Annotated in this window: 24 protein-coding genes; 13 read left to right on the top strand and 11 right to left on the bottom strand. The window is 54.9% G+C overall.

Annotated features, from left to right (window positions below):
* Positions 1–6 precede the first annotated feature (6 nt).
* Entirely contained in the window at positions 7–1,320 is a 1,314-nt protein-coding gene (locus tag CRO19_RS17900) for a cytochrome c (RefSeq protein WP_097097046.1), read from the top strand.
* 45 nt (positions 1,321–1,365) lie between these two features.
* On the opposite strand, the gene flhE is transcribed toward CRO19_RS17900, so the two are convergent.
* From flhE to flhB, 3 genes are read right to left on the bottom strand one after another with little or no spacing between them, the layout of a single operon-like run.
* On the bottom strand, positions 1,366–1,773 hold the full coding sequence (flhE, locus tag CRO19_RS17895; protein ID WP_097097045.1) for a flagellar protein FlhE: 408 nt from the start codon (positions 1,771–1,773) through the stop codon (positions 1,366–1,368).
* Complete coding sequence (flhA, locus tag CRO19_RS17890) at positions 1,773–3,860, bottom strand: flagellar biosynthesis protein FlhA (protein WP_097097044.1); 2,088 nt, start codon at positions 3,858–3,860, stop codon at positions 1,773–1,775. Before flhA ends, flhE begins: the two co-directional genes overlap by 1 nt.
* Positions 3,853–5,004: a flagellar biosynthesis protein FlhB gene (gene flhB / locus CRO19_RS17885; RefSeq protein ID WP_097097043.1), complete on the bottom strand. Its 1,152-nt coding sequence runs from the start codon at positions 5,002–5,004 to the stop codon at positions 3,853–3,855. The genes flhA and flhB overlap by 8 nt, the downstream gene beginning before the upstream one ends.
* Positions 5,005–5,837: 833 nt before the next feature.
* Between flhB and CRO19_RS17880 the strand changes: the two genes are divergently transcribed.
* From CRO19_RS17880 to CRO19_RS17845, 8 genes are all read left to right on the top strand, one after another.
* The gene (locus CRO19_RS17880; protein WP_176519169.1) at positions 5,838–6,332 is read left to right on the top strand and encodes an SH3 domain-containing protein; all 495 of its coding nucleotides are present in this window, start codon (positions 5,838–5,840) and stop codon (positions 6,330–6,332) included.
* A gap of 84 nt (positions 6,333–6,416) precedes the next feature.
* Positions 6,417–7,631 carry a type IVB secretion system protein IcmH/DotU gene (icmH, locus tag CRO19_RS17875; RefSeq protein WP_097097042.1) on the top strand — a complete coding sequence of 405 codons (1,215 nt, stop codon included), beginning with the start codon at positions 6,417–6,419 and terminating at the stop codon, positions 7,629–7,631.
* Entirely contained in the window at positions 7,631–9,745 is a 2,115-nt protein-coding gene (gene tssM / locus CRO19_RS17870) for a type VI secretion system membrane subunit TssM (RefSeq protein ID WP_097097697.1), read from the top strand. Before icmH ends, tssM begins: the two co-directional genes overlap by 1 nt.
* A gap of 13 nt (positions 9,746–9,758) precedes the next feature.
* Complete coding sequence (gene tagF / locus CRO19_RS17865) at positions 9,759–10,457, top strand: type VI secretion system-associated protein TagF (RefSeq protein ID WP_097097041.1); 699 nt, start codon at positions 9,759–9,761, stop codon at positions 10,455–10,457.
* Positions 10,458–10,490: 33 nt separating this feature from the next.
* Positions 10,491–11,606 (top strand): type VI secretion system-associated FHA domain protein TagH, encoded by a 1,116-nt coding sequence (tagH, locus tag CRO19_RS17860; RefSeq protein WP_097097040.1) that lies wholly within the window; start codon positions 10,491–10,493, stop codon positions 11,604–11,606.
* Positions 11,603–12,379 (top strand): PP2C family protein-serine/threonine phosphatase, encoded by a 777-nt coding sequence (locus CRO19_RS17855; RefSeq protein WP_097097039.1) that lies wholly within the window; start codon positions 11,603–11,605, stop codon positions 12,377–12,379. Before tagH ends, CRO19_RS17855 begins: the two co-directional genes overlap by 4 nt.
* Positions 12,380–12,392: 13 nt before the next feature.
* Positions 12,393–13,343, top strand: coding sequence for a hypothetical protein (locus CRO19_RS17850; protein WP_097097038.1), 951 nt, complete (start codon positions 12,393–12,395; stop codon positions 13,341–13,343).
* A gap of 66 nt (positions 13,344–13,409) precedes the next feature.
* Positions 13,410–14,828 carry a serine/threonine protein kinase gene (locus CRO19_RS17845; RefSeq protein WP_097097037.1) on the top strand — a complete coding sequence of 473 codons (1,419 nt, stop codon included), beginning with the start codon at positions 13,410–13,412 and terminating at the stop codon, positions 14,826–14,828.
* Between the two features lie 5 nt (positions 14,829–14,833).
* On the opposite strand, the gene CRO19_RS17840 is transcribed toward CRO19_RS17845, so the two are convergent.
* Both CRO19_RS17840 and chaB read right to left on the bottom strand, forming a co-directional pair.
* Positions 14,834–15,508 (bottom strand): gamma-glutamylcyclotransferase, encoded by a 675-nt coding sequence (locus CRO19_RS17840; protein ID WP_176519168.1) that lies wholly within the window; start codon positions 15,506–15,508, stop codon positions 14,834–14,836.
* Positions 15,509–15,747: 239 nt separating this feature from the next.
* Positions 15,748–15,978, bottom strand: coding sequence for a putative cation transport regulator ChaB (gene chaB / locus CRO19_RS17835; RefSeq protein WP_097097035.1), 231 nt, complete (start codon positions 15,976–15,978; stop codon positions 15,748–15,750).
* Positions 15,979–16,345: 367 nt separating this feature from the next.
* On the opposite strand from chaB, the gene chaA reads away from it, so the two are divergent.
* On the top strand, positions 16,346–17,431 hold the full coding sequence (gene chaA / locus CRO19_RS17830; protein WP_097097034.1) for a sodium-potassium/proton antiporter ChaA: 1,086 nt from the start codon (positions 16,346–16,348) through the stop codon (positions 17,429–17,431).
* A gap of 140 nt (positions 17,432–17,571) precedes the next feature.
* Here chaA and kdsA read toward each other — a convergent pair whose 3' ends face one another.
* Genes kdsA through hemA form a run of 6 tightly spaced genes read right to left on the bottom strand, consistent with a single transcriptional unit; the run spans position 17,572 to position 22,879 of the window.
* The gene (gene kdsA / locus CRO19_RS17825) at positions 17,572–18,426 is read right to left on the bottom strand and encodes a 3-deoxy-8-phosphooctulonate synthase (protein ID WP_097097033.1); all 855 of its coding nucleotides are present in this window, start codon (positions 18,424–18,426) and stop codon (positions 17,572–17,574) included.
* Between the two features lie 25 nt (positions 18,427–18,451).
* Complete coding sequence (gene sirB1, locus CRO19_RS17820; protein ID WP_097097032.1) at positions 18,452–19,261, bottom strand: invasion regulator SirB1; 810 nt, start codon at positions 19,259–19,261, stop codon at positions 18,452–18,454.
* Positions 19,258–19,656, bottom strand: a complete 399-nt coding sequence (locus CRO19_RS17815) for a SirB2 family protein (RefSeq protein WP_097097031.1) — start codon at positions 19,654–19,656, stop codon at positions 19,258–19,260. The genes sirB1 and CRO19_RS17815 overlap by 4 nt, the downstream gene beginning before the upstream one ends.
* Positions 19,657–19,665: 9 nt before the next feature.
* A complete protein-coding gene (gene prmC / locus CRO19_RS17810) occupies positions 19,666–20,499 on the bottom strand; it encodes a peptide chain release factor N(5)-glutamine methyltransferase (RefSeq protein ID WP_097097030.1) in 834 nt (277 codons plus the stop codon).
* Positions 20,499–21,581, bottom strand: a complete 1,083-nt coding sequence (gene prfA / locus CRO19_RS17805; protein WP_097097029.1) for a peptide chain release factor 1 — start codon at positions 21,579–21,581, stop codon at positions 20,499–20,501. Before prfA ends, prmC begins: the two co-directional genes overlap by 1 nt.
* 41 nt (positions 21,582–21,622) lie before the next feature.
* Positions 21,623–22,879, bottom strand: a complete 1,257-nt coding sequence (gene hemA, locus CRO19_RS17800) for a glutamyl-tRNA reductase (RefSeq protein ID WP_097097028.1) — start codon at positions 22,877–22,879, stop codon at positions 21,623–21,625.
* A gap of 216 nt (positions 22,880–23,095) precedes the next feature.
* Here hemA and lolB point away from each other — a divergent pair, with 216 nt between their 5' ends.
* The 3 genes from lolB (at position 23,096) to prs (ending at position 25,657) form a co-directional block, all read left to right on the top strand.
* On the top strand, positions 23,096–23,719 hold the full coding sequence (gene lolB / locus CRO19_RS17795; RefSeq protein WP_097097027.1) for a lipoprotein insertase outer membrane protein LolB: 624 nt from the start codon (positions 23,096–23,098) through the stop codon (positions 23,717–23,719).
* On the top strand, positions 23,716–24,573 hold the full coding sequence (gene ispE / locus CRO19_RS17790) for a 4-(cytidine 5'-diphospho)-2-C-methyl-D-erythritol kinase (protein WP_097097026.1): 858 nt from the start codon (positions 23,716–23,718) through the stop codon (positions 24,571–24,573). The genes lolB and ispE overlap by 4 nt, the downstream gene beginning before the upstream one ends.
* 136 nt (positions 24,574–24,709) lie before the next feature.
* Positions 24,710–25,657 carry a ribose-phosphate diphosphokinase gene (gene prs, locus CRO19_RS17785; RefSeq protein WP_006118899.1) on the top strand — a complete coding sequence of 316 codons (948 nt, stop codon included), beginning with the start codon at positions 24,710–24,712 and terminating at the stop codon, positions 25,655–25,657.
* The last annotated feature ends 215 nt before the right edge of the window (positions 25,658–25,872 follow it).

Raw genomic sequence — 25,872 nt, 5'->3', positions numbered from 1 at the left:
CATCCGATGAAACCTGTAGTTCTTCAGGCCGCTATCGCGCTGCTCCTGATGCAGTGTGCAGTAGCGCAGGCGGCAGACAACGACGCGCAGATTAAACGCGGTGAATATCTGGCACGCGCCAGCGACTGTACCGCCTGCCATACCGCCACCAACGGTCCACTGTTTGGCGGTGGCTTTGCCGTTAGCACCCCTTTCGGTCAGATTTGGGGCAGCAATATCTCATCCGATAAGCAGTTCGGTATTGGTAGCTGGAGTGACGATCAGTTCGTTGCTGCGGTGCGCGATGGCATTGGCAAAAACGGCGAACAGCTCTATCCAGCGATGCCGTATGACTCTTTCACCAAAATGAAGCGCGATGATGTGTTGGCGATCAAAGCGTATCTGCTGTCGATGCCACCGGTTCATCAGGCGTCACCGCAAACCGACCTGCCGTTCCCGTTCAACCAGCGTTGGGGCATGCGCTTCTGGAAGTGGTTTAATTTCGATAAGGGCGAATTACAGAACGATGCGCAGCAGAGCGCGCAGTGGAATAACGGTCGCTATCTGGTCGAGGCATTGGCGCACTGCGGCACCTGTCATACGCCGCGTAATCTGACCATGGGCATGGACAGCGATAAAGCGCTGGCCGGTGGCGATCTCGGCGGCTGGATGGCGTACAACATTACCCCGGACAAACAGGCAGGCATTGGCAGCTGGAGCCAGCAGCAGCTGGTGACCTACCTAAAAACCGGCTTTGTTGCCAACAAAGCCAGCGCCTCTGGCCCGATGGCAGAAGCGATTGAGCACAGTCTGCAATATCTGCCGGACAGTGACCTGCAGGATATCGCTACCTATTTGCGCACCGTTAAGCCACAGCCGGATAAGCAGCAAAGCCAGCCGCGCGACAGTTGGGGACAGCCCTCAACGGCGCTGATTGCTCTGCGCGGCGCAGACGACGGCACGCGCAACGCGCAGCCCGGCGTGGTGCTGTTTGCCGGTAACTGCGCCAGCTGTCACGGCGCGGAAGGTGCGGGATCGGGCACGGGCTTCCATGCTTATCCATCGCTGTTCCATCACACCAGCACCGGCGCGGCTGATGGGCGCAATGTGGTATCCGTCATCCTCAACGGCGTGCGCCGCCATATGCGCGCAGGTGAAGTGTTTATGCCCGCCTTTGCGCCGGAGCTGAGCGATCAGCAGGTGGCTGACGTCAGTAACTTTGTCAGCCAACAGTTTGGCAATCCGGCCGCGGCTAAGGTGAGTGCAAAGCAGGTTAAGGCATTGAGGCAGGATGCAAAGCTGGCTTCGCCCCCCATCTTTAGTCAGGGGGATAAACCTTAATCGCGGCTATCAGCGGCGCGATAAGCGTCGCCGATAGTTTAAGGGCTAATGATAATTTACCGTCACTTCACTGCTCACCACGCGCAAGCCCGGCGGCAATGCGCCCTGGCCCTGAAAACCAAAGGCCAGATGCAGCGTCTCTTCCGCGGCAACGTTGGCTAAACCACGCGTACTGCCGCTGGCCCCTTCGATTTCGACACAGCGATCGGCGGCACATAAGCGCACCACCAAACCCGACGGCGCAGGACGGCTAAGCTGATAGCGCCAGTTCACTACGGAAATAGTGCCCGGTGCGGATGACGGCGCACGCAGCGCCGGCGATTTCATCCAGTTACCGCGCACGCCGAGGCTCGGGCCGCTGGCGTTGGCGGTCCAGGCACCGGTGGCCGCATTGGCAGCGAGCGGCAACGCTATTATCGGTAACATCATTAATGCCCAGCACCAACGGCGCATTACTTGCCTCCAATGGTGGCTGTCATGCGGATCTGCCGGTTGTCGGTCAACTCCATGTTCGACAGCACGATCAGCTGTGGCAGATTGCGACGCAGGAAGCGCGCCAGCAGCGCACGCAGCGGATGGTTCACCAGCAGCACCGGCGGACCGCCGACCATCTCTTGCTGCTGCAGCGCACCTTGCGTCTGCACCAGTAAGCGATCCGCCAGGCCCGGTTCCAGTCCACCGCCGCCCTGCAGCGCCTGCAGCAGCAAGCGTTCCAGCGTGGCATCAAGGCCAATCACCTGCACCTCGCCATTTCCTGGGAACCACTGCTGGGTAATCGCGCGTCCCAACGCCACGCGCACCACGCTGGTTAGCTCCTGAGGATCGTTCTGTACCGGCGCATGTTCCGCCAGCGTTTCGATAATGGTGCGCATATCACGAATCGACACGCGCTCGGTCAACAGATTTTGCAGCACTTTATGCAGCGTGGTTAAGGTGATGACACCCGGCACCAGATCTTCCGTCAGTTTCGGCATCTCCTGCGTGACGCGATCCAACAGCTGCTGCGCTTCCTGACGGCCAAACAGCTCGCTGGCGTACTGGCCAATCAGATGATTAAGATGAGTCGCCACCACGGTGCTGGCTTCTACCACGGTAAAGCCTTGAATTTGCGCCTGCTCTTTCAACGCGCTATCAATCCAAATCGCCGCCAGACCAAAGGCTGGATCGACAGTCGGCTCACCCGGCAACGACCCCGCGGCGGTGCCCGGGTTGATCGCCATCCAGCGGCCCGGGTAGGCATCGCCGCTGCCAATTTCCACACCTTTCATCAGAATGCGGTAGCGCGCAGGCGGCAGCTCCATGTTGTCACGGATATGCACCACCGGCGGCAGGAAACCGACCTCCTGTGCCACCTTCTTACGAATACTGCGGATACGCCCCAGCAGTTCGCCATTTTGCAGGTGATCGACCATCGGAATCAGACGATAGCCCACTTCCATCCCCAGCGAATCTTCCAGCTGTACGTCGGTCCAGGAGGCCTCGACGGTGGCTGGCGTCTCCTGGGTTTTTACCAGACTGGCAGATTCCGCCGGTTTCTTCGGCTGCATTTCGCGCCCGCGCAGCCACCAGGCCAGGCCCAGTAAGCCAGCGGTAAACAGCAGAAAGACAAAGTTCGGCATGCCCGGAACCAGACCGAGTAAACCGATAACGCCGCCGCTTAACATCAGTACGCGTGGATTTCTAAACAGCTGGCTCACCATCTGTTCGCCAACATCCTGATCGGTGCTGACGCGCGTCACAATTACACCCGCAGCCGTTGAGATCACCAGCGCGGGGATCTGCGCCACCAGGCCGTCACCGATGGTCAACAGCGTATAGGTTTCACCGGCGTGACCGAGATCCATGCCGTGCTGCACCACGCCGACCAACAAACCGCCGATAACGTTGATCACCATAATCAGAATGCCGGCGATGGCATCACCGCGCACGAATTTACTCGCACCGTCCATCGAGCCGTAGAAATCCGCTTCCTGTGTTACCTCACTACGGCGGCGCTTGGCTTCATCTTCACCAATTAAACCGGCGTTTAAGTCAGCATCAATGGCCATCTGCTTACCAGGCATACCATCAAGCACAAAACGCGCGCCCACTTCGGCGATACGCCCCGCACCCTTGGTGATCACCATAAAGTTGATGATGACCAGGATGATAAACACCACAATACCGATGGCAAAGTTACCGCCAACCAGGAAGTGGCCAAAGGCTTCTACCACGCGTCCGGCCGCATCGGCGCCGGTATGACCGTCCAGCAAAATGATTCGGGTAGAGGCAACGTTTAGCGCCAGGCGCAGCAAGGTGGAGAAAAGCAGAATGGTTGGGAATGCTGCGAACTCCAGCGTGCGCTGGGTGAACATCGCCACCAGCAGCACCATGATCGACAGCGCGATGTTAAAGGTGAACAGCAGGTCGAGAATGAATGCAGGCAACGGCAGCACCATCATCGAGAGGATCAGCATGATCAGTACCGGACCAGCCAGTACCTGCCACTGCGTGTCTTTAAAGTTGCTCGGTAAACGCAGCTTCTCGGCTAAGTTAGCCATCGTTTCTGTTCTCTCCTGCAAAGTCCATGTCTGCCGGCACCGGCAGGTTTTTAGGTTTATTTGGAATCAGGCCGCCTTCGCGCTTCCAGCGTCGCAGCTGCCAGACCCAGGCCAGCACTTCTGCCACGGCGGCATAGAGTGCGCCGGGAATAAACTGGCCGATTTCCGTGTGTCGATACAGCGCGCGCGCAAGCGGCGGCGCCTCAAGAATGGGAATACGATGCTCTTTGGCTAATTCGCGGATTTTCAGCGCAATATCACCCGCCCCTTTGGCAACCACTTTAGGAGCACTCATCTTCCCTTCTTGATATTTTAGGGCCACCGAATAGTGAGTGGGGTTGGTGACGATAACGTCCGCTTTTGGCACGTCGGCCATCATGCGGCGCCTTGCGGCAGCGCGCATCGCCTGACGAATACGCCCTTTAACGTGCGGATCGCCTTCGTTTTGTTTATGCTCGTCGCGAATTTCCTGACGCGTCATGCGCAGCTTTTTGAAGTAGCTATACAGCTGCCAGAACACGTCAAAGCCAACCATCGGGAATAATCCCAGCATGACCAACCCGCAGCTGGCGGCCATCATTGATAAGCCGTGATGCAGGGCGTTAATCGGCGGTTCACTCATCAGCCGCAGCATCTCTTCCCAATGGCTCCAAATGTACCAACCGGCAACCAGCCCAACCAGCACCGCTTTCATAATCGACTTTACTAACTCCGCAGCGGTTTGGCCGGAGAACATGCGGCCAATACCGCTCAACGGATTGAGCTTCTTGAGGTCGAGCTTGATGGATTTACCGCTAATGTTGAGGCCGCCCAGCGCCATCGGTCCGGCAATCGCCACCACCACAAGGCCGCCCATCAGCGGCAGTAGCGCAATCATGGCCTGCTTAATCAGGCTGCCAATGTGCCCGATAATGACCTTGTCATCGCTCACCATGCCGTGATCGAAACGGAAACCCGTGGCGACCATGCTCGCCAGCCGCTCTGCCATGCTGTTGCCGCCTACCCATAAAATCAGCAGTCCAATCAACAGCATCATCACTGAAGTCAGCTCGCGCGAACGCGGAATCTGCCCTTCCTCACGCGCCTTCTCAAGTCGGTGGGGGGTGGGCGATTCTGTTTTGTCCTCGTTACTCTCTTCAGCCACAACGCACCTCAGCGGGCAGGAATTCTGAGCATAGAATGCCAAAAGCCCACGCGGCTAAAGCGCGGATTAAAGGGGAGAAATGTGAGTTTATTTAGCCATAAGTGAAATTGCGGACGGTTATAACCGCTAAGCGGAATAAAAAAAGGCGTCCAGCCACATGCGCGCAACATGGGCAGGACGCCTTTATCCAAAGCACTCGATTCACGCTTAACGAGAAACAAATGCACAATGTCAGTAAAGGTATTGCAAAGTGTGTGCCAAAGGCTAAATGCGTGATGCAGGCCGCTCAAGCAGGAAGAATTGAATTGATTGACAGAAATCTGCACTATCTGGGCGCGCCAGCTGCACAGGCTTTGTGCAGCACGGCGATCTGCGTCCACTATCCTTAAGCAAAAGCCATGCCGTGCTACGCTGAATGGCGTGCAGAAAACGCCCGGAAATTCCGAAATTTTGAAAATTGTTTCGCCGGGCAATCTTTTTTAACCCCGATAAATAGATTAATCTTATTTACCATTTTTAATTGGTACTAACACCAGGTAAAAGCAACATCAGCACCGCCTTTTGCTAACCCCAACAAATAAATTAACTCAGCTTATCTTTCGCCAGGACTAAGTGTTTTATATCATCGGCCTGCGCTGCTTTTTCGCCCGGTAGCACGGGATTTCTCTTGGTGCAATGGTTTGAATTCTCAAAAGTCTTAGGTAGACTTAGTTCAGCACTATCTTTCTGTAATCTGTCTGTTTTTTTGATGGCTTTCTCGCTGCCTAATCTGCCTGCCTTAAAGGCCCGTGCCGCAGATTACTCTGCAGCTAATCTGATGAAATTTGAGGATCATGGTGAATAAGAGTCTCGTGCTTGTGTTGCTGGCGGTGTTAAGTTTGGCTGCATGTAAAGCGCCGCCGCCACCCGTTACTGATGACACGCTGGTAACCAGTGAAGTAAATGGTGTCAAACTGGTTCATCGTCATGCGGTGGCAGCACCTGGCGAATTCACGCCGGTTAATGAGAGTTATCGCGCGCTGTATGCCGCATCGGTGATGACCACGCCTGATTTTAGCGGCAAGGTGGTGCGCTATCTCGATAACGCTAAACCGTTTGAAGTGCTTGGCCGTGTTGAACACAGCTGGCTGGCCGTGGCCGATGAGCCAAACGGCCAGTTGATTGGCTATATTCCACCGAAAGCAGGCGTGGAAAGCAGCCGTTATGACGCGACCATCCGTAGCGACCGCCCGCGTCCTCGCCGTAATAGTAAACAGGTCTGTGTGGCCGTTGGAGGCGCGAGCAAAGCTTGTCGCACTAACGATACTGCGACCTGGATTTTAGACTGATAATGCAATCCGGCGCACAATGCCCGCAGATGTTTACATTCTGCGGGCTGTGATTTTCGCCCTTGCCTGGATAACCGAGATTTAATGACTCAGGATTCTTTTGCTCGCGATGGCATTGTCGCGGGCAATGATAACCTTTTGCTTAATGCCGCAGCACCGATCCTGAATGCCGTCGTCCGTATACGGCAGGCTGCCACGCATGACGATCCTGCTGGTCTGCGTCAGTTGCTGATTGAAGAGATCCGTCAATTTGAACAACGCTGTAAGCAAGCAGGCTTGCCGTTTGAGATGATTATTGGCGCGCGTTACTGTTTGTGCAGCGTGCTGGACGAAGCAGCAGCGCAAACGCCCTGGGGCACGCGCGGCGTATGGTCTGGCAATGGCATGTTAGTGACCTTCCATAATGAAAGCTGGGGCGGTGAAAAGGTGTTCCAGCTGCTATCGCGCGTGTCACAAAGTCCGCAGCAGCATGTGTGGCTGCTGGAAGTGATCCACTATTGCCTGCTACTCGGTTATGAAGGCCGTTATCGCGGCAGTGAAAGTGGCCGGGCACAGTGTGAAGCCATCCGCAAACGGTTGGCGCAATTAATTGCTGAAAATCGCCCATCCAGTGCCGAGCCCGCCGTGCCCTTAGTGGAAGTGCATCCACTGGTGAGTACATTAACCCGCCCGATGGTGCCGCTCTGGGCCTGCATTACCTTAGCCGCGCTGATTGCCAGCCTGATTTATAGCGGGCTTAACTGGCGGCTGGGTAATGCGGCTGAACCCTTGCTACGTAACATTTATCAAACGCCACTGCCGCAAATCACGCCGGGACGACGTCCCACCTCACCCCAAGCCCTGCTCGATTTGCATCAACGTCTGAATGATGTCATTGCCGCGGGCCAACTGGAAGTCAGCGACGGTGCTTTTGGCAGCAAAGTGATCATCCCCGCTGACAAGCTGTTCGCCAGCGATGGCACCGTCGTGAATCAGGTCGGTCGTGCCCTGCTAGCACACGTTGCCAGCGCCATGAAAACCGTCAAGGGCACGGTGCTGGTGTCGGTGTACACCGATAATAGTCCGGTGGATGGCCGCTTCGCCTCAAGCTATGAATTCTCTTTTGCCCGCGCGCGCGCGATCACACAGCTGCTTAATCCACAATTAGCCGAAGGTCACAGCGTGAAAGCGGAAGGACGTGGTGACAGCAATCCGCTGCTGCCCAACGACAGTAATGAAAATCGTGCCCGTAATCGTCGGGTTGAAATTACCCTGTTTGCCACTCCGGAAACACTCGGCAATCATCAGGGAGGCCAATGATGCGCGCGTCACTGCAACATCTGTTAACCCATCGCCTGCTGTGGAGCCTGATTGGCGTCACGGCGCTGAGTTGCGTGCTGTGGATGCTTGGACCGCTGTGGAGCTGGGGCGATACGCGCCCGCTTGAGCCGGTACTTCCGCGCCAGCTGGCGGTAGGAATGCTGTTCTTGCTCTGGCTGCTCTTCCAGTTTATTCCTGCACTGTGGCGCGGCTGGTTCAATAGCAAATTGCTTAATCGCCTGCAGCAGATGAGCCATGAAGAGTTGTCCGATCGTCAGGCGACGGACACGCTGCTAGCCCAGCGCTTTAGTGAAGCTGCACTGCGTTTGAAACGCACCCAGTTTGGTCGCCGTCATCAGCAGAGCTGGCTGGCACGCTTTCAAAGCCATTACCTGTATCAGCTCCCCTGGTACGTCATGATTGGCGCACCGGGTGCCGGTAAAACCACTGCTTTACTGAACGCCGGGCTTGAATTCCCGCTCACCGACAGTCTCGGCAAGGCCGCCATTCGCGGCGTTGGCGGCACGCGCCATTGTGACTGGTGGTTTACCGATAGCGCAGTGCTGATCGATACCGCAGGGCGTTACGCCTTACAGGAGAGCCAGCGTGCCCGCGATGGCGCTGAGTGGCAGAGCTTTATCAATCTACTGAAGCGCTATCGTACCCGTCAGCCGATCAACGGCGTGATCATGACCATCAGCGTCTCTGACCTGCTCACCGACTCAGCTGAAGCACGTCATGCCCAGGCTAGCGCACTGCGTGAGCGCATGGCGGAGTTACATCAGCATACCGGTATTCATTTTCCCGTTTACGTGATGGTGACCAAAACCGATCTGCTGAAAGGGTTTATGAGTTTCTATGGTAATCAGAGCAAGCCACAGCGTGATGCTATCTGGGGTTTTACCTTTCCCTGGGAACCCGGTAAGCCGCATAAAGAGGATTGGCATCGCAGCTTCGGCCAGCAATATCAGCATTTAGAGCAGCGTTTGCAGCACCAGCTGGCAGACGTGATGGCCAGTGAACGCGATCTCACGCAGCGTGCCGACAGCTTCCTGTTCCCGCAAGAGTTCAGTTCGCTGCGTCCCCTGCTGAATGAGTATCTCGACGTGGTATTTTCCAGCCATCAGGAGCCGATAGCCTGGTCACCGCGCGGCCTCTTCTTTACCAGCGGGACGCAGGAGGGTTTACCCTTTGATCGCATCATGGGTGAGCTGAATCGCAAGTTACAGCTGCCCCATACCGGTGAGAGCAGCCTGGCAGCCTGGGATAGCGTCAATCGCAGCAGCCCGATTCCCGGTAATAAAGGACAAAGTTTCTTTATTCGCGATTTACTCAGCGATCTGGTATTTCGTGAAAGTGGCCTTGCTGGCAGCAATCGCCGTTGGGAATATCGTAATCGCCTGTTCCACTGGATTGGCTATGGTGTGCTGACGGGCGCTCTGCTATTGCTCTCCTGTTTGTGGCTGACCAGTTACATTCAGAATCAGCATTATTTAGATCAGGTGGCTGAGCGCATCGGTCCGATTACGGTTCAAAGCCAGCAGGTGATTCACCAGCCCGCCGATAATATTTTTGATCTGCTACCCTTCTTAAATAACCTGGTAAAACTGCCGTTGTCTGAGCGCTTTTCCCTCGACAATCCACCGCTTACCATGCGCGTTGGCCTTTATCGCGGCACCCAGGTGAGCGATGCGGCCTGGGTGCTTTATCAAAATGCACTTAAGTCTTTACTGTTGCCCCGCGTAGCACAGCAAATCACCAATCTGCTGCGTGACGATCCGGGTAACGATAACGAATACAGTCGTAATGCGCTGCGTGCCTATCAGATGTTGTATCAGCCACGTAATTATGACGGTGAATTTCTGCGTGGCTGGCTGATGCAAAATCTGCAGCGGTCATTGCCTAACGAGGTGAGCGCGCGCGATCTGCAGCAGCTCGACTGGCATCTCAGTCAGCTGCTGGATCAGCAAATACAGTCTTCGCCTTATGCGCGTGATAACGCTCTAATGATGCGCAAGCTTGCGGAGAATCTGAAAAATGCCGGTGAAAGCAGCAATACGCTGGCGATCACGCCGCGCGTCGTTTCGCAGCGATTGACCAGACACAGTGAGTAATGGTGAGGTAACGATGCCGAAACACACTGCGCCAGGCTGGTATGGCAAACTACCGGCAACCGGCGATTTTTTGCGCCAACGTCTCAGTGAAAATACCGTGACGCCCTGGAGCCACTGGTTTCAGCAGGGTTTGGTGCACTGGCATCAACAACCTGAGCCCAGCACGGCACAATTTCTACGCGCGCCGGTGTGGAACTTTGTTCTGCCGCTTTCCCCTCTGCGTCAGCAGGTACAGATGGGCTGTTTGCTGCCCTCCAGCGATCGTGTAGGACGCGCATGGCCGCTGTTAGCTCTGCGCAGCTTCCCTCTCAGTCACTGGCACAGCTCGCAGCTGGCGATGTCCGGCGACTGGTTTCAGGAACTGGGAGCGCTGCTGATGAGCGCAGTGCGCGATCGGCTCAATCCCGATGCTTTAGAGCAGAAAATGCAGCAGCTGTCGCCGCTGATGGTGCCGGATACGCAGCGCAGCGACATCATGGATGTGATTGGTTTTGCCGATCTGCCCTGCACGTTAAGCTGGCGTGAAGTGGCCGACAAATTTGATCCGCAGCAGCACATGAGCTACTGGTGGAGTAATCGCAGTGACGGTTTTAGTCATGCCACACACAAGCATAGTGGTCCGCTGACTGCGCAACTGTTTTCGTTATTGTTTAACCCGGCGTCTGGTGCACAGCCGGGCCGCAACGGCCTCTATCCACCCATGTTTGAATAGGCCGCCGCGTTTGCCTTATTAACGGGATGACTCATGCAATTTACCATTGTGCAGTGCAATACGGATGTGCCGGCAAAGACGGTTGCGTTCAAACCGCCCGGCGGCACCATCGGCCGTAGCCAGGATAACGACCTGGTGCTGCCAGACGAATCGCGGGCGATATCACGTCTGCAGGCACTGGTGCACCTTTCTCCTGAGGGGGAATGCCGTTTAACCAACCAGGGAAGCGTCACGTCGGTGGTGCTGAATGGCGTCGCGCTGCAACGCGGTACGCAGGTCGCGTTGCAGGACGGTGATACGCTGCAAATTGGTGAGTACCAGCTTGAAGTTCGCGACCCCAACACGCTTAGTGCGAGTAAGCAGGACGATCCGCTGGCTTTCTTTACCGATAACGCTGACGACCCGCTCGGCATGTTGCAGCAGCCGGAAGTCATTCCCGAACCGGCCGCACGTAGCGAGCGCCGTAACGATCCCCGCCTGGCTATCGATCCGCAAAGCGATGCCCCCACGTTACCCAATGTGTTGCCCGGTGCCAGCCAGGACAAGCTGATTGCTGCGCTGCTTGAAGGTATGGGGCTGAACAACGGTCACCAGACCACGATTACCGAGGAGCAAATGCGGGTTACCGGCCGCATGCTGAGCCTGTTTTCGCAAGGTACCGTTGCCCTGCTCTCCTCGCGCTCGATTCTGAAGCGCGGGGTGAAAGCAGATATGACGATGATCCTTAACGAAGCCAATAATCCTTTCAAAATCCTGCCTTCGGGCAAAACAGTGCTGATGCAGATGTATCAGAGCCAGATGCCTGGCTTTATGCCGCCAGAACCGGCGGTGCGCGATGCGTTGGTGGATTTACAGGCGCATCAGCTCGGCATGATTGCCGGTATCAGGGCCATTATCGCCGCGATGCTGCAATCGTTTAATCCTCAGCGTCTGGAAGAAGAAGCGCGCAAAGATGGTGTGTTGCCGAAGCTGGCGTTAAGCGGCGGGCGTAAAGCAGCATTGTGGGACTATTTCTCACGCCACTACCAGCGTACCGCAGGCGAGATCGAAGATGACTTCCACACGCTATTCGGGGAGGCCTTCTTGCATGCCTACGATATGGAAGTGAATCAATATAAAGATTCCCAAACGCGGACCGAAGACGCATGAAGATGATGTTTGCCAGTCGTTGCCAGCAAGGTATGCGCGACGAGAATCAGGATCGTACCGGCGTCGAGCTGGACGATAGCAGAGCCTGTTTTCTGGTGTGTGACGGTGTTGCCGGCTTGCCCGGCGGTGATATGGCGGCGCAGCTGGTGCGCGATACCCTGCTGAAGCAGCTGCAGCGCAGCGCGAGCTTCACGCCAGACAGCACGCGCGCGGCGATAGAACACTGCCAGCAGGTGTTGATTGAGGCACAGGGAAACAATCCGAATTTTTCACGCATGAGCACCACCCTCGCCGCCCTGTTTATCGACCGCGAAAAACAGCTCGCATGGTGGGCGCACGCGGGTGATAGCCGGGTTTATCACTTCCGTCATGGGGTGCTAAATCAGGTGACGCGTGACCACAGCCTGGCCCAGCAGTTACGTGAAGCAGGCTATGAAAATACCGGCATTAACAGTAATTTACTCTATAATGCGCTCGGTGTTGAACCGGCGCGTCCGGCCACATTTAGCGAAGTGATTTCGCTCACCGATGGCGACGCGTTTCTCGTCTGCAGCGACGGATTCTGGCTCAATCTCACCACCCACGAAATGGAACTTGCACTGCGCATGGTAAATGCTTGCGAAGAGTGGCTGACTTTGATGGAACAAGCCGTTAACCGCAGTGTAAAAAGCGACAATCTCAGTGCTTTGGCAGTCTGGATTGGCGAACCGCAGGAAGCGACGCTGCTTTACTCCCAGGCTGATGCGGCACGTTTTCTGCCGTCACGTTATTGATGCAAGGATTCTTATGAAAGTGTGGTTGACGGGCTTCGCAACGCTGTTGCTGGCCTTTAATGTGCAGGCAGAAGATTATCGCGTGGTGTATTCACCAAGCCTGTCATTGGAAGTCTACATTGATGACGTGGCAAGTAAGGCACCGAACGACTGGTGTAAAGAGACGCTGCCGCTGCGAATTGTCTCGGGCAAAAGCACCGACTCCAGCATTCTGACCAGCTTCTTGCCGCGCGTCGGTACGCTGCTGGCAAATCAATGCGGCCTGCTGGATGAGCTTCCCTGGCAAATGACCAATAAAGACGGCAGCGTACTAGCGAATGGCAGCGCGGCCAAATTACAGAACTGGCGTCCAATTGTAATAAACGATGCCACAGCCAGCGCAACCAGCAGCAACGCTGCACCGCTCGATCTGTCGCGTCCGGCCGATAGCACGCCGCTGCAGCACTTTGCGTTGCCAGGCGGTTGCCACTTCCGCACCTGGTGGGATGACAAAGGCGAGTCGCTCTTTATTCCCGATAATCCACAACAACACTGCTCGACGGAAGGGTGGCTGGAAGGTCCGAGTGAAATGACCTTAATGAGCGGAGGTAAAACGCGCACGGTGGCGTTGAACTTCACTCAAGGCTATCCGATTGCTGACCTGAAATTAAGCGGCCCGCCGCTGGAAGTTGTTTCGGTAAATAACCAACGCATGATTGTTACGCGTCCGGATGCCGATGATAGCTGGCTCGTGCTGCCCTTTGATGCGCAACAACACGTATGGCGCTTCACCGGCACGCTGTTAGTGAAAATGGATAAAACCGCCGATCAGGATAGCGATGTGCTGAAAAAGCGGGTTGAAACGTTACGCGGCGTTTGGTTGCCGCAATTTATGCCACAGCAAAAAGTGACTGTGTTACTGATTGACACCCTGCATGCGGATCTCGCCGATCCGGCGATTGGTGCCTGGCGTAACATTAATTAATTAGCGGTCGTTGCCTGCCGTCAGTCACCTGACGGGGCGCTACAGGACGTGTTCAGAGAGTTCACTATGTCGGCAAACGAAAACCATACACCCAACGCCCTTCCTGCGGGCTACCGGTTTAATGAATTTGAAATCAAGGAAGTGATTGGCGGCGGCGGCTTTGGCATTGTTTACCGTGCCTGGGATCATCAGCTGGAGCGCACCATCGCCATTAAAGAGTACATGCCGGTATCACTGGCGGTGCGCGCGGCAGACATGTCGCTGGAACTTCGCGGGGAGCGATTCCACAAATTATTTACGGCCGGGCGTAACAGCTTTATTCAGGAGGCGCGGCTGCTGGCGCGCTTCAATCATCCCGGTTTGCTTCACGTACTCCGTTTCTGGGAACAGAACGGCACCGCCTATATGGGGACGCTGTATTACAGCGGGATGACGTTAAAAGAGTGGCAAATCACCAGCCCGGACAGCATTGATGAAGGCTGGATCCGTCGCCTGTTGCCGCCGCTATTTGGCGCTATTGACACCATTCATGCTGGCGGTTATCTGCATCGCGATATCTCACTGGATAACATCCAGATTCAGGAGAACCAGCTGCCGGTATTGCTTGATTTCGGATCAGCGCGCAAAGAGATTGGTAACCTTTCTGACGAAACCGAGATCATGCTGAAGCCAGGCTTTGCCCCGATTGAGCAGTACAGCGAAGAGGGTGAAATCGAGCAAGGTCCCTGGACGGATATTTATGCGCTGGGTGCGGTATTGCACAACCTGATCACCGGTCATGCGCCGCCGGTTAGCGTGGTGCGCTGCATTGAGGACAACTATCAGCCCCTGGTTGAACGCAAACCGGAAGGCTATTCTCTGCCGCTGCTGCACGCGATTGACTGCGCATTGGCGATGAAGCCGAAAGATCGTCCACAAAGCATTGATGCGTTTGCCAACCTGATTGATTTACCGGTCAGCGATGTTGAGTCTCTGTCGACAACGCTTCCGGTCGCTGCTGAGCCGATCCCGCCCGTTGAGCCATTAGCCGCCCCACCAGAGCCTCAGGTGCTGGCGGTGAATCACGGTGCTGCCGCCGTTGAACCCTTAACGCCGCGCAACGTACGCCGTTTGTCCCCAGGTTTAGTCGCTGCCGCGGTCATTGCCGTGTTAGCCGTTATCGGCGTGGTGTGGAAAACCAATCATCACAGCGAAACGCCGCCAGTGGCTGCCACAACTTCACCTGCCACGCCTGCTGTCGCCGATAATAAAGCGGTGGCGAGCAGTGCGCCAACCATGGCGACGGTTTATCTGCGTTTGCAGGCGGGTGAAAACGTGATGCTGAATGGTGAGGCGAAGGATGTGAAACCTTCCAGTAGCGGTTTTGCCTCGCTGAATCTGGCCGCTGGGAGTTATCGCATTGAAGTGCATAATGGTAGCCAGGTGCACAGTCAATCCTTGACCATCGACAAGCCGGGAACCTGGCTGATCAATCCTGCGCAGTAACGAGGTTAGCGCGCTGCTGTATTCTGGTTCTGCAGCGCCCTAACTTCAGCCGCCAGCCGCGTCAGTGCCTCTTCTTGCATGCCACGCTTGCCCAGCTCCTGCTCCAATGCATAGAGATACTGTGCGTTGGTGCCCAACGGGCCGCTGGCCTGCGCGATCAGTGGCGCAATAGTGCGACGACATGAATCGGTCTCGTACAGTGGATGGCGGGGATCCATAATGAAGACCAGCGCGGTGACGTTACGTCCATCCTCCAGCGCCAGTTCGCACCAGGTTGGCAGATAGCAGCCGGTAATCATTTCACGCTTCCACAGCAGTTCGAGCTCATCATGCAATCGCGATTCTGGCAAACGAAACGCCAGACCGCTGGTCATCCCGCCCTCTTTCAGTGCCAGCATGCGTCCCGGCGCCGTGACCGTACCGCGACCCGCAATCAGACGCAGACAAAAGGCGCGGTGCCAACCTTCCAGCCGGCCAGACGCCACTTCTTCCGCTTCAAAAATGGGGTTCCACATCAGCGAGCCATAGCCAAAGATCCACACTGGACTCTGGTCAGGACGACAAGCAAGCGTTGCCGCCAGCGATGCCGCACGCTGTTCACAGCTCCACAGTAGCGCCTCGTCAATATCACCAAATGATGTTTTGCAATCTGCTTTTAATAAAAATTCCCGGGTTAACACTACGGTCTCCTCTACTATGCAAACATCTCGCCGGTGCAGCATCTTAAAACTGATGTCTTAACGTCGACGCCTGTTACGTCGGCTTAAGAGAAGACATTAATTCATTTTTAACAAAAAATTCAACATTGACCCCGATCACAAAGGGGAAATTCTCTGTAAATAGCATCGGCTGCCTGGCGAGAAACTTGAATAGCGCGGGGAAAAGCAGGAATGCGGGCCAAAATGACCCGCTTCACAGACTAGTTTTTAGGGTGCCACTTATCATCATCACCTTTGGCATACTCTTGTTTAACGGCTGACCAGGCAACTTTGTGGGCAACCTCTTCGCGAGATTCGTCGCCACGTCTGTCGTCAGGATCTTTATATTGATCCCAGGCGCTGTTGAAGGCTTTCTGATAGATGGTTTGTGCGTGACTCGGCAACACATGGCGCACACTGTCGGGCAACTCACGGTTAGATGAATAAGGCATATTTCCTCCTGTTTCACACTAAAACTTAAGCCTGGAACATCTGCGATAAAACGCAAATCGTTACTTTAGCCGGCAGGAGCGTAAAAAAAGATTTAAACCGCTATAAAGTACATCATAAGTACTCATTAATGGCATTAATCACCGTTGAAACTTAGCAAAATACTATTTCAACATAATGAATATATGCATTAATCCGGTGATAACCTGACCTTTCTCCCTGTTATGTATAAGAAACGCCTTTGGTAAAGTCGCGTAAAATCGCAGCAGCCTGGCTGATGAAAAGTTACACTGCGTTGCGTCAGAAAACTCATTATATTTATCAGGCAATGATTGCCTGCTTTGTACTTTTTCCCGGAGAGGATGGTAAATGCCTGGACATGAGAAAACCCGCCACACCGAGTACTCACTGATTTTCCCCGTTGCTGCGCTGGCTGTGCTGAGTTTTTTTGGCAACCAGACAGCGCTACTGCCGGTTATCGGCATCAACTTACTGGCGTTAGTCGCCATTCTGAGCAGCGCCTTTAGCGTTGTACGTCATGCGGATGTATTGGCCCACCGTTTAGGTGAACCTTATGGCTCGCTGATTCTCAGCCTTTCCGTGGTCATTCTGGAGGTTAGCCTTATCTCCGCGCTGATGGCGACAGGCGATGCCGCCCCCGCGTTGATGCGCGATACGCTCTACTCCATCATCATGATCGTTACCGCCGGTTTAGTTGGTTTTGCCCTGCTGCTGGGTGGCCGTAAATTTGCCACCCAGTACGTCAATCTGGCGGGGGTTAAGCAGTACATGATCGCCATTTTCCCGCTGGCGATTCTGGTGCTGGTATTTCCCAATGCATTACCGGGTGGCAACTTCTCCACCGCACAAGCGCTGATTATTGCCGCAATATCGGCCGCCATGTATGGCGTGTTCCTGTTGATTCAGACCAAAACGCATCAGAGTCTCTTCGTTTATGAGCATGAAGATGATGGCGACGATCCGCATCACGGCAAACCCTCCGCGCACAGTTCGCTATGGCATACCGCGTGGCTAATCGTGCATCTGATCGCGGTAATTAGCGTCACCAAGATGAATGCCAATCCACTGGAAAGCCTGCTGACAGAGCTGAACGCGCCGAAGCAGTTCACCGGTTTCCTGGTGGCGCTGTTGATTCTGTCGCCAGAAGGATTAGGTGCAATTAAAGCGGTGTTGATGAATCAGGTACAGCGCGCGATGAATCTGTTCTTTGGTTCAGTGCTGGCAACGATTTCATTAACCGTGCCCGCCGTCACCATCATCGCAACCTTGACCGATCAGCAATTGGTGTTTGGCCTTGAGCCGCCGCAGATGGTGATCATGAGTGCCGTGCTGATTCTGTGCCATATTTCGTTCTCAACTGGCCGTACCAACGTACTGAATGGTGCTGCACATCTGGCGCTGTTTGCCGGCTATTTGTTGACGATTATGCTGTAAACCGTAGGGTTGCTATGAACACACATTCTGTAGCGGCGCGATTTATCGCGCAATAAATTGCGCCGCTACGACACCTGTGAATGGTGAATGACAAAATAATGAAAAAGGCGCCATTGGCGCCTTTTTTACATCTGAAACAATCAGTTGCTGGTGTCTAGCTCTGGGAAACCCTTCACCAGATCGTCGATCGCTTTCATCTGCACCAGGAAAGGCTCCAGCTTGTCCAGCGGCAGCGCGGAAGGACCATCACACTTGGCGCTGTTCGGTTCCGGGTGCGCTTCGATAAACAGGCCAGCAATGCCAACCGCCATACCGGCACGCGCCAGTTCAGCCACCTGCGCACGACGACCGCCAGATGCAGCACCGAACGGATCGCGCGTTTGCAGCGCGTGGGTAACGTCGAAGATCACCGGGCTATTTTTGGTGACATTCTTCATTACGTTGAAGCCGAGCATGTCGACCACCAGATTGTCGTAACCGAAGTTGCTGCCGCGATCGCAAAGAATGACCTGATCGTTGCCGCCTTCCACAAACTTGTCATAGATATTACCCATCTGGCCTGGGCTGACAAACTGCGGCTTCTTCACGTTAATCACGGCGCCCGTTTTCGCCATGGCTTCCACCAGATCGGTCTGACGGGCGAGGAAGGCGGGCAGTTGAATCACATCAACCACGTCCGCTACAGGCTGCGCCTGGGAAGCTTCATGTACGTCGGTGATAATTTTCACGCCGAAAGCCTGCTTCAGCTCCTGAAAAATTTTCATCCCCTCTTCCAAACCCGGACCGCGATAGGATTTGATGGATGAACGGTTAGCTTTATCAAAAGAGGCTTTGAATACGTAAGGGATGCCGAGTTTGTCGGTGACCTTAACGTAATGTTCGCAGATGCGCATGGCGAGATCGCGCGATTCCAGCACGTTCATGCCGCCGAAGAGAACGAATGGCAGATCGTTTGCGACCTTGATATCGCCAATACTCACTACTTTCTGTGTCATGACCTTTCCTTATATCTTCTGAGGCTTAGTGCAGCGTCACCTGCTTCTGTTCGATGGCGTGAATCTGCACTTTAATCATTTCGCTAACCGGGTCTTCAGGACACTGTTCAACAAAATAGGTCAAATCGGTCAGCGCGATGTGTTCACACTCTAACTGCGCGTATATCAAGCCGCGATCGCGGATCTCATAGGGATCGTCGGGATCGATCTGCAGCAGCACCTGGCTTACGTTCAACGCCAGTTCCATCTGCTTCTCTTCCATCAGCGCCGATTTCAACGTATCAAGCATTTTGCGCATGACGTTGATCGTTTTCGCTTCGTCGAGATCATCATTGTACAGCTTAGCGGTTGGGCTAATATTGCCCTTAAGCCATACTTCTAACGTATGCGTATCCAGCGTTTCGCCATTGAACGGATTAATTAGCCACATCTCGCCGTCTAACCAGTCCGCACGCAAAATCAGCTGCGTAGGGAAAATGACCGGCATGAGCGGTAACTCTAGCTCATCGGCGATATGCAGCAGAATCACGCCGAGCGAAACCGCAGTACCCTGGCGGCTCGAAAGCACTTTGTCGATCCACAGCGCATCCGAAAGGTTGTAGACGCCGCTGGCACCACCAAATCCCCACTGACGATAAAACAGTTCTAACAGCTTCTCGAGCTGCAGATCGGCATCTTTTTCACTGCTGATAAACGCTCGGGCTTCCTCGACCAGCGCGGCCAGCTGCTGCTGCACGGATGGCGCGGAAAAATCATTGCGTATGGCGCATGTGGCACCAATCACCGCTTCACTTAACGGCGTTTTACTGTAATCAAGTTGCTCTGGCGAGGTCATACAATCCCCAATAACGGCATTTTGGTCATCGCCAGCTTAATCACAATCAACAAGGCAACGATTGCAACCAGACAGGCGATCCAACGTGTCCCCATTTTACGTGGGCGACGGCTCAATGCCACGGAACCTAAGGCGATGTAGATAATAACCGCTAACAGCTTCTCCGTCAGCCAGCTTCCTTGCGGTGTGAACGGATAAAAGTGAGTAATCATCACTAACAGCGCGCCGCTTATCAGTAAAAAGGTGTCGTTAATATGCGGCGCAATGCGCACCCAGCGGCGCTGCAGCATGCCTGAACCGGTGCACTGCCAATAGAAACGGAGCAGAAACAGGCTGATCGTTAAGGCTACAGTCAGTAAATGGAAATGTTTGATCAGGGGATACCAGCTCGCCATCGTCGTTCCTTAATTGAAAAATTGTCCCAAAGTGACGCGCGGATTCCCGCCGTAATCGTCAACGGTGCTTACCATCTGGTAATTGTGCTGCATCATCATCGCGCGTACGGCCGCGCCCTGCTGCCAACCGTGTTCCAACAACAGCCAGCCACCAGGCTGCAACCATTGCGGCGCGGTGTGAATAATGAAGCGTAAATCGGCCAGGCCCTGATCGTCCGCCACCAACGCGCTGAGCGGCTCAAAGCGCACATCGCCCTGCTGCAGATGTTCATCGGCGGCATCAATATACGGAGGATTGCTGACAATCAGGTCAAAGCGTTGGGCAGGAAGATCGCTAAACCAGTGGCTAAGCATGAAGTGCGCGTTGTTGATATGCAGACGCTGCGCGTTGTCTTGCGCCAGTTCCACCGCGGCAGGAATACGATCGCAGCCGATAACCTGGCACTGTGGTCGCTCGCTGGCTAAGGCCAGCGCGATGGCTCCGGTTCCGGTGCCCAAATCCAGCAGTGACTTCGCCGTTACTGGCAGATGCGCCAGCGCCTGCTCCACCAACACTTCGGTATCCGGACGTGGAATCAGCGTGGCATCACTGACGCGTAACGGCAGCGACCAGAACTCACGCTCGCCCACCAGATGCGCAATCGGTTCACCGTTAACGCGCCTTGCCAGCAACGCCTTGAGCTGTTGCTGCTGCCGTTCATCAAGTTCCGCATCATCAAATGCCACCAGCCAGCTGCGGGATTTGCCCGTCACGAAGCCCAGCAAAATTTCGGCATCGCGCTTTGGGCTATCACCGCCGCAGAGCGCCACCACCGCTTGCTGTAGCCAGCGACGGACATTCATCAATCCTGTCCAGCCAAGGCAGCGAGCTGATCGGCTTGATACTCCTGCACAATCGGCTCGATCAAAGCATCAAGTTTGCCTTCCATCACCTCGTCGAGACGATAAACAGTCAGGTTGATGCGGTGATCGGTGACACGCCCCTGCGGGAAATTATAGGTGCGGTTGCGATCGGAACGGTCGCCGCTGCCGAGCAGGTTACGGCGCGTGGAGGCCTCAGCGGCATTACGCTTGGCGGTTTCGGCGGCGTGAATACGGGCGCCCAGCACCGCCAACGCTTTGGCTTTATTTTTGTGCTGTGAGCGCTCATCCTGGCACTCCACCACAATGCCGGTTGGCAAGTGAGTGATACGGATGGCGGAATCGGTGGTGTTAACGTGCTGACCACCCGCACCGGAAGAACGGAAGGTGTCGATTTTTAAATCGCCCGCGTTAATTTCCGGCATCTCGGCTTCTGGCAGCTCCGGCATCACCGCGACGGTACACGCCGAGGTGTGAATGCGGCCCTGCGATTCGGTTTCCGGCACACGCTGCACGCGGTGGCCGCCCGATTCAAACTTAAAGCGGCCATAAGCGCCGTCGCCGCTGATGCGGGCGATGACTTCTTTATAACCGCCGTGTTCGCCTTCGTTGGCACTGATGATCTCCACCTGCCAGCGACGCGCTTCCGCGTAACGGCTGTACATGCGGAATAGATCGCCAGCGAAAATGGCCGCTTCATCACCGCCGGTGCCGGCACGCACTTCGACAAAGCACGAGCGTTCATCGTCGGGATCTTTCGGCAGCAGCAGCACTTGCAGCTGTTGTTCTAATTCCTCGCGCTTCTCGCGCGACGATTTCAATTCTTCCTGCGCCATCTCGCGCATTTCCGGGTCTTCCAGCAGCATTTCGGCAGTTTCAACATCTTCCTGCACCTGCTGCCATTCACGGAAACAACGGGTGACGTCGCTAAGCTGGGCATATTCGCGTGATAACGCACGGAAACGATCCTGATCGGCAATCACGCCGGCATCGCCCAGTAACGCTTCCACTTCCTCATGGCGTTCCTGGAGCGCTTCCAGCTTGGCAACAATAGAGCTCTTCATGTAATAGCGGGTATCCCAGTGATAGGTCGTGACTGACCAGATTACTCTAAACCGAGGCTGTCACGTAAGATCTGCAGGCGTTCGCTGTCGCCATCGCGCGCGGCCTGCTGCAGTGATTTGGTTGGTGCATGGATTAAACGGTTGGTCAACTTGTGGGCCAGTTCCTGCAGGACTTTTTCGGCATCGGCGCCCTGACGCAACGCCATCAAGGCGCGCTCATGCAGTTCGGCACGCACTTCATCGGCCTGTGAACGATATTCGCGGATGGTTTCTACCGCGCTTTGTGCGCGCAGCCAGGCCATGAATTCGCCGCTCTCCTGCACCACAATGCTTTCAGCCTGCACGGCGGCCGCTTTGCGCTGCGCCATGTTCTGCTCGATGATGGCTTGCAGATCGTCAACGCTATATAAGTAGGCATTGGCCAGCTTGCCCACTTCTGGTTCGACATCGCGCGGGACGGCGATATCAACCAGCAGCATCGGCTGATTGCGACGCGCTTTCAGCGCGCGTTCCACCATCCCTTTACCAATAATCGGCAGCGGGCTGGAGGTGGAAGAGATAATAATGTCGGCGTCGGCCAGGCGGGTTTCGATATCGCCCAGGCCAATCACTTCCGCGCCGACTTCATCGGCCAGCAGCTGAGCGCGCTCGCGGGTGCGGTTGGCAATCATCAGCTTTTTAACGCTATGTTCGCGCAGATGACGCGCCACCAGCTCAATTGTTTCGCCGGCCCCCACCAATAGCACGTTGACGGTGCTGAGGGATTCAAAGATTTGCCGTGCCAGTGAACAAGCAGCAAAGGCAACGGACACCGCGCTGGCACCGATTTCGGTTTCAGTGCGGACACGCTTAGCCACCGAGAAGGTTTTCTGGAACATTCGCTCCAGTTCACTGCTCAGCGCGTGGTCGCGTGATGAATCCACAAAGGCTTTTTTCACCTGACCGAGAATTTGTGGTTCACCCAACACCAGTGAGTCCAGTCCGCTGGCAACGCGCATCAGGTGGCTGACCGCCGCGTTATCCTGATGCCAGTAAAGGCTGTTACGCACATCCTCTTCGCGCAAATCGTGATAATCACACAGCCACTGCACCAGTTTTTCTTGCAGATCCGCTTGTTGCTCTACGCTGAGGTAGAGTTCGGTACGGTTGCAGGTCGAAAGGACCACACCGCTCTGCACCATCGGCTGGGACAGCAGGCTATTCAGCGCCAGTTCCAGCGAGTCAGGTGTAAACGCAACGCGTTCGCGCAGCGCAACAGGTGCAGTTTTGTGGTTGATTCCGAGTGCAAGCAGCGTCATGTGATTCGGGTTGGGATATCCCAATAATTGTCAGGGTTTTGTGCAGCGCATTCTACAAGATGCCACAGGTCAAGAAAAGCCATACAAAGCCTATGACTGTAATAAGATTAAACTGAACGTGCGCAATTATCGCTACAACAGCATTGACGGCTTACCCGCGGATGGTTAGCGTTATCGGTTACGAAGTAAAAACGTGTCTGAGGAGATGACCACGTGATGCATTTGCCCCCGCGCAAGTTACTGCGCCTTTTACCCCTTGCCAGCGTGTTACTGGCTGCATGTACCATTAACAAACCACAAGGTCCGGGCCCAAGCACCACGTCACCGCAATGGCAACAGCACCAGCAGGCCGTCGCAAAAATTAGTCAGTATCAGACGCGCGGCGCGTTCGCTTACCTCTCCGACAAGCAAAAAGTTTATGCGCGCTTTAACTGGCAGCAAACCGCCGCCGATCGCTATCGCTTGTTGCTGACCAACCCGCTGGGCAGCACTGAATTGCAGCTTGATGCGCAAGGATCGGTGGTACAGATCGTGGATAACAAAGGCAAGCGCTACGTGAGCAACGATGCTGAGAAGATGATTTCACAGCTTACCGGTATGGATATCCCGCTCGCCAATCTGCGTCAGTGGATGATGGGCCTCCCGGGCGATGCGAGCGATTATCAGCTGAACAGTAACTATCAGCTGCAAAGCCTGAATTACAGCCGCAATGGACAGCAGTGGAAAGTGAATATCTCCGATTACGACAGCAAAATTAACCCGCCGCTGCCGGCGAATCTGGAGCTAACCGAAGGCGGTCAGCGTATCAAACTGCGCATGGATAGCTGGACCACAAAATGATCACCACGTGGCCGGCGCCAGCAAAACTGAATCTGTTTCTGTACATTACCGGCCGTCGCCCTGACGGCTACCACAATCTGCAAACCCTGTTTCAGTTTCTTGATTACGGCGACACGCTGGAGATCATCCCTGATAGCAGCGATAAGATTACGCTCCTGACGCCGCTGGACGGCGTGCCAGATGAAGAAAACCTGATTGTGCGGGCCGCGCTGGCGTTAAAGCAATGTGCCGCCGCGCGGGGCACATTACCCGCGTTGGCCGGTGCAACGATTGCGCTGAAGAAAGTGTTGCCGATGGGTGGCGGTCTTGGCGGCGGCTCATCGGATGCCGCTACGGTGCTCGTCGCCCTCAATCATCTATGGCAAACCGCTCTCAGCGTTGATGAACTTGCAACGATTGGCATCAAGTTGGGTGCCGATGTGCCGGTGTTTGTGCGCGGTCATGCGGCCTTTGCTGAAGGCGTCGGCGAACAGTTGCAGCCAGCCGAACCTGCAGAAAAATGGTATCTGGTGGCGCATCCTGGCGTCAGTATCGCTACTCCCGATCTGTTCCGCGATCCCGATTTGACGCGCGATTCGCCAATCCGCACATTAGATGAACTATTACAGCGGCCTTTTCACAATGATTGTGAGGCTGTGGCAAGAAAACGTTTTCGTAAGGTTGATGAGCTGCTTTCCTGGCTGCTAGAATACGCGCCGTCGCGCCTGACTGGGACCGGAGCTTGTGTGTTTGCTGAATTTGACACCGAGTCCGCCGCACGTCAGGTGCTGGAGCTTGCCCCGAAATGGATTTGCGGATTTGTGGCGCGCGGGCTTAATATCTCGCCGTTGCAGCGCACACTTTCTGGGCTATAAGCGTTTACGTGACGGTGTCACACGTTCCAGATACTGCACGTTGCGCATTAACACACCCGTATGAACATGCTCTTTGGTATTCGCCGGTTACTCTAGAGCCGTTCATTCTCTGGACGCCAAGCCTGAGGTTCTTCTCGTGCCTGATATGAAGCTATTTGCTGGTAACGCCACCCCGGAACTAGCACAACGCATTGCCAACCGCCTTTACACTAGCCTCGGAGACGCCGCTGTTGGCCGTTTCAGTGATGGTGAAGTAAGTGTACAGATCAACGAAAATGTACGCGGTGGTGATATTTTCATCATCCAGTCCACCTGTGCCCCCACCAACGATAATCTGATGGAGCTGGTTGTGATGGTCGACGCATTGCGTCGGGCTTCTGCTGGTCGTATTACTGCTGTTATTCCTTACTTTGGCTATGCGCGTCAGGATCGCCGTGTGCGTTCTGCTCGTGTTCCTATCACCGCCAAAGTGGTTGCCGATTTCCTCTCTAGCGTGGGCGTTGACCGTGTTCTCACCGTTGACCTGCATGCTGAACAGATTCAGGGCTTCTTTGATGTCCCGGTCGATAACGTATTTGGTAGCCCAATTCTGCTGGAAGATATGCTGCAGATTGGTTTGGAAAACCCAATCGTTGTTTCCCCAGACATTGGTGGCGTAGTGCGTGCGCGCGCTATCGCCAAACTGCTCAACGATACCGATATGGCTATCATCGACAAACGCCGCCCGCGTGCGAACGTTTCCCAGGTGATGCACATCATTGGCGACGTTGCAGGTCGTGACTGCGTACTGGTCGACGATATGATCGACACCGGCGGTACGCTGTGCAAAGCGGCTGAAGCATTGAAAGAGCGCGGCGCTAAACGTGTGTTTGCTTACGCCACTCACCCAATCTTCTCAGGCAATGCGGTGGAAAATCTGCGTAAGTCTGTCATTGATCAAGTGATTGTCTGCGATACCATTCCGTTGTCCGAAGAGATGAAATCTCTGCCAAACGTGCGTACTTTAACGTTGTCTGGCATGTTGGCCGAAGCGATTCGTCGCATCAGTAACGAAGAATCTATCTCTGCGATGTTTGAACATTAATTCATCGCATGCAACCGGGCTTCGTGCCCGGTTTTTCTTTGTCAGTCCATATGTTGTTACTCACCGATTAAGCCGCTTTCCCTGCTGATATTTCCGCGATAAATTCCGTTAAAACCCGCTATTCTCGCTGCCATCCACTCTTTTTATCCCAAACCTATTGCCGCACTTTAGTGGTCCAATGATTAATGGTATTTTTCTCGACTCTTTTACTAAGA

Origin of the sequence: Candidatus Pantoea floridensis (assembly GCF_900215435.1) — a bacterium.
GTDB lineage: Bacteria > Pseudomonadota > Gammaproteobacteria > Enterobacterales > Enterobacteriaceae > Pantoea > Pantoea floridensis.
The sequence above is the reverse complement of the archived record's forward strand: the minus strand, read 5'-3'. Positions and strand labels throughout refer to the sequence as shown.